The 4,377-nt window shown below is 61.1% G+C and carries 5 protein-coding genes; all 5 read left to right on the top strand.

The genetic code is table 11. The annotated features are described in order from the left end of the window. Positions 1-68: 68 nt before the first annotated feature. The 5 genes from epd (at position 69) to fba (ending at position 4,285) form a co-directional block, all read left to right on the top strand. Positions 69-1,121, top strand: coding sequence for an erythrose-4-phosphate dehydrogenase (gene epd / locus K9857_RS29735; RefSeq protein WP_224542056.1), 1,053 nt, complete (start codon positions 69-71; stop codon positions 1,119-1,121). Positions 1,122-1,159: 38 nt separating this feature from the next. Next, complete coding sequence (locus K9857_RS29740; RefSeq protein WP_224542059.1) at positions 1,160-2,323, top strand: phosphoglycerate kinase; 1,164 nt, start codon at positions 1,160-1,162, stop codon at positions 2,321-2,323. Between the two features lie 34 nt (positions 2,324-2,357). Continuing rightward, positions 2,358-2,579 carry a hypothetical protein gene (locus K9857_RS29745; protein ID WP_224542061.1) on the top strand — a complete coding sequence of 74 codons (222 nt, stop codon included), beginning with the start codon at positions 2,358-2,360 and terminating at the stop codon, positions 2,577-2,579. Between the two features lie 56 nt (positions 2,580-2,635). Then, complete coding sequence (locus K9857_RS29750) at positions 2,636-2,968, top strand: MliC family protein (RefSeq protein ID WP_224542063.1); 333 nt, start codon at positions 2,636-2,638, stop codon at positions 2,966-2,968. 252 nt (positions 2,969-3,220) lie between these two features. Then, the gene (fba, locus tag K9857_RS29755; RefSeq protein WP_224542065.1) at positions 3,221-4,285 is read left to right on the top strand and encodes a class II fructose-bisphosphate aldolase; all 1,065 of its coding nucleotides are present in this window, start codon (positions 3,221-3,223) and stop codon (positions 4,283-4,285) included. Positions 4,286-4,377 lie beyond the last annotated feature (92 nt).

Here is a 4,377-nt window from a genome sequence, read left to right on the forward strand (position 1 = left end):
TTGCCCGCGAAGACAATGGGACAGGCAACGCGACATTGACGGATTCACCACGGTAATCGAGAACCCCCATGCCCCAACCGCGTCCCTACAAAGTTGCACTCAACGGCTACGGCCGGATTGGTCGTTGCGTCTTGCGTGCTTTGTTCGAGCGAGGCTCGGCGGCTGGGTTCGAGATTGTCGCGATCAACGATCTGGCCGACATGGCCAGCATCGAATACCTGACACGCTTCGACTCCACCCACGGGCGTTTTCCCGGTGAGGTGAAGGTCGACGGCGATTGTCTGCATATTAATGGCGACTGCGTGAAGGTCCTGCGCAGTGCCACCCCCGAAGGCATCGATTGGGCGTCCCTGGGCGTCGATCTGGTGCTGGAATGCTCCGGCGCTTACCACACCCGTGAAGACGGCCAGCGTTTCCTCGACGCCGGCGCGCCTCGGGTGCTGTTCTCCCAGCCGATGGCCAGCGAGTCGGATGTCGACGCCACCATCGTCTACGGCGTGAACCAGGATTGCCTGAGCGGCAACGAGCTGCTGGTGTCCAACGCGTCTTGCACCACCAACTGCGGCGTGCCGCTGTTGCGCCTGCTGGATCAGGCCATTGGCCTGGAGTACGTCTCGATCACCACCATTCACTCGGCGATGAACGATCAGCCGGTGATCGACGCCTATCACCACGAAGACCTGCGCCGTACGCGCTCTGCGTTTCAGTCGGTGATTCCGGTATCCACCGGTCTGGCGCGAGGCATCGAACGCCTGTTGCCGGAACTTGCCGGGCGAATTCAGGCCAAAGCCGTACGCGTGCCGACGGTGAACGTGTCCTGCCTCGATATCACGATGCAGACGGTGAGCGATACCGACGCCACCGAGGTCAACCGGATCCTGCGCGAGGCTGCTTCCAGCGGCCCGCTCAAGGGCCTTCTGGCCTACACCGAGTTGCCGCACGCCAGTTGTGATTTCAACCATGACCCACATTCGGCCATCGTCGATGCCAGTCAGACCCGCGTTTCCGGCCCACGGCTGGTGAACATCCTGGCCTGGTTCGACAACGAATGGGGTTTTGCAAACCGTATGCTGGATGTTGCAGAGCATTATCTGCAAGCAGCTGCTTCTTCAAAAAACTGATTTTCAAATCTGATTTTCAAAACCAGGAACTGCGACCCATGACCGTGTTGAAGATGACCGACCTCGATCTGCAAGGTAAGCGCGTACTGATCCGCGAAGACCTCAACGTCCCAGTCAAGGACGGTGTAGTCACCAGCGATGCGCGAATCCTGGCTTCGCTGCCGACCATCAAGCTGGCCCTGGAAAAAGGCGCGGCCGTGATGGTCTGCTCGCACCTTGGCCGTCCGACCGAAGGCGAGTTCTCCGCCGAGAACAGCCTCAAGCCAGTCGCTGACTACCTGAGCAAGGCTTTGGGCCGCGAAGTGCCGCTGGTAGCTGACTACCTGGGCGGCGTCGAAGTGAAAGCCGGCGACATCGTGCTGTTCGAAAACGTGCGCTTCAACAAGGGCGAGAAAAAGAACGCCGACGAGCTGGCCCAGCAATACGCCGCCCTGTGCGACGTGTTCGTGATGGACGCGTTCGGTACCGCTCACCGCGCCGAGGGCTCCACCCACGGCGTGGCGAAGTTCGCCAAAGTCGCGGCCGCAGGTCCTCTGCTGGCCGCCGAACTGGATGCTCTGGGCAAGGCCTTGGGCGCCCCGGCCAAGCCAATGGCGGCCATCGTTGCCGGTTCCAAGGTGTCGACCAAACTCGACGTACTGAACAGCCTGAGCCAGATCTGCGACCAGTTGATCGTTGGTGGCGGCATCGCCAACACCTTCCTGGCCGCTGCCGGTCACCCGGTCGGCAAGTCCCTGTACGAGCCGGACCTGCTGGACACCGCTCGCGCCATCGCCGCCAAGGTCAGCGTGCCGCTGCCGGTGGACGTCGTGGTTGCCAAGGAATTCGCTGAAAGCGCCGAAGCGACTGTCAAGCTGATCGCTGACGTTGCGGCCGACGACATGATCCTGGACATCGGTCCGCAGACCGCAGCTAACTTTGCCGACCTGCTGAAATCGTCGAAAACCATCCTGTGGAACGGCCCGGTGGGCGTGTTCGAATTCGACCAGTTCGGTAACGGCACCAAAGTCCTGGCCCAGGCCATCGCGGACAGCGCGGCGTTCTCCATCGCCGGCGGCGGCGACACCCTGGCGGCCATCGACAAATATGGCGTTGGCGAGCAAATCTCCTACATTTCTACCGGCGGCGGCGCGTTCCTCGAATTCGTCGAAGGCAAAGTGCTTCCAGCCGTTGAAGTTCTGGAAAGCCGGGCCAAGGCCTGAGGTCTGCCGTTTGACCAGGCAAGGGAGTGTTCAGATGGTCAGAACGTTTGCGCTGTTGATCGTCGCGGGTGCGCTGGCGGCTTGCGGGAGTAATCCCAAGGCTCCCGAAGTGCCCGAGACGCCGGCACAGGAAAAGGGCTGCTACCAGGCTGACTGGCAGGCGGAAACCAATCCTGTGCTCAACAAGCGTTCCGGGCCTGATGGCCTGGACAAATACGAGACACAGACTCCCGCCAAGGAACGTGGATGCCCTTGACGGGTCTGACTCTTTACTCAGGGTCGGCGGCGTGCGCTGCCGGTCGAGGAACACGGATGAAAGGATTGATCGCCATTACGGCGCTGGCGCTGCTGGCCGGGTGCTCCAACTTGAACCCGTTCCAGTCGTCCGCCCCGGCAGACAACTGGACCACCTGGACCTGCGACAGCCAGGCCAAAGTGGTCTGGCGCTACGCCGACGAGAGCCGCAATCAGGTCGACGTGCGACTCGGTGGCGCCGATCAGGTCTACCGCTTGAAGCAGGAGCCGGGCGCGTCGGGTGCGCTGTACAGCAACGACATGCTGGCGTTTCACATAAAAGGTGAGGAAGGCCTGGTTTACTGGGTCGCCACCAATGATTTGATTGGGCGTGGTTGCAAGGCGCAATAAGGCCTGCCCCCATCCTGTAGGAGCGAAGCTTGCTCGCGAAAGCGGTTCATCAGACAACGTCTGCGTTGAATGTGAGGGCCTCTTCGCGAGCAAGCTTCGCTCCTACAGGGTGAGGTGTTCGACGCTTACGTAAATGATGCAACACCGAATCCGCAGCCCGGGCTCAACCCCCGATCTGCAATAACTTGAATAGCCGCCGCCGCTCCGGCAGGCTGGCACGATTAACGACTTCAACCGGGAGAGACCCTAACAATGGCACTTATCAGCATGCGCCAGATGCTGGACCACGCAGCCGAGTTCGGCTACGGCGTTCCAGCTTTCAACGTCAACAACCTTGAGCAGATGCGCGCCATCATGGAAGCCGCTGACAAGACTGACTCCCCGGTGATCGTCCAGGCTTCGGCCGGTGCCCGCAAATACGCCGGTGCCCCGTTCCTGCGTCACCTGATCCTGGCGGCGATCGAAGAATTCCCGCACATTCCGGTGTGCATGCACCAGGACCACGGCACCAGCCCTGACGTCTGCCAGCGTTCCATTCAACTGGGCTTCAGCTCGGTAATGATGGACGGTTCCCTGGGCGAAGACGGCAAGACCCCGACCGACTACGACTACAACGTCCGCGTTACCCAGCAGACCGTGGCCATGGCTCACGCCTGCGGCGTTTCGGTAGAAGGCGAGCTGGGCTGCCTGGGTTCGCTGGAAACCGGCATGGCCGGTGAAGAAGACGGCATCGGCGCCGAAGGCGTTCTGGATCACAGCCAGATGCTGACCGACCCTGAAGAAGCCGCTGACTTCGTCAAGCGCACTCAGGTCGATGCCCTGGCCATCGCCATCGGCACCAGCCACGGCGCCTACAAGTTCACCAAGCCGCCTACCGGCGACGTACTGGCGATCGACCGCATCAAGGAAATCCACAAGCGCATTCCGAACACTCACCTGGTGATGCACGGTTCGTCTTCGGTTCCGCAAGAGTGGCTGGCGATCATCAACCAGTACGGCGGCGACATCAAAGAGACCTACGGCGTACCGGTTGAAGAAATCGTCGAAGGCATCAAGTACGGCGTGCGCAAGGTCAACATCGACACCGACCTGCGTCTGGCATCCACCGGTGCGATGCGTCGCCTGATGGCCACCAACCCGAGCGAGTTCGACCCACGTAAGTTCTTCGGCGCCACCGTGACCGCCATGCGCGACGTGTGCATCGCCCGCTACGAAGCCTTCGGCACCGCCGGCAACGCCTCGAAGATCAAAGCGATCTCCCTGGAAGGCATGTACCAGCGTTACCTGAAGGGTGAGTTGAACGCCAAGGTCAACTAAGATCTCCGCGTTTGAGTCATATGAAAAACCCGCCGAGAGGCGGGTTTTTTGTATGCATTAATTCGGGTCGGTGGAGCTGTTGTGGCGAGGGG

Source organism: Pseudomonas sp. REP124 (genome assembly GCF_020164475.1).
GTDB lineage: Bacteria > Pseudomonadota > Gammaproteobacteria > Pseudomonadales > Pseudomonadaceae > Aquipseudomonas.

Bases quoted from the DNA above. Each gene is read 5' to 3' on its own strand.
- epd (WP_224542056.1), top strand. From the start codon at position 69: ATGCCCCAACCGCGTCCCTACAAAGTTGCACTCAACGGCTACGGCCGG.
- K9857_RS29740 (WP_224542059.1), top strand. From the start codon at position 1,160: ATGACCGTGTTGAAGATGACCGACCTCGATCTGCAAGGTAAGCGCGTA.
- K9857_RS29745 (WP_224542061.1), top strand. From the start codon at position 2,358: ATGGTCAGAACGTTTGCGCTGTTGATCGTCGCGGGTGCGCTGGCGGCT.
- K9857_RS29750 (WP_224542063.1), top strand. From the start codon at position 2,636: ATGAAAGGATTGATCGCCATTACGGCGCTGGCGCTGCTGGCCGGGTGC.
- fba (WP_224542065.1), top strand. From the start codon at position 3,221: ATGGCACTTATCAGCATGCGCCAGATGCTGGACCACGCAGCCGAGTTC.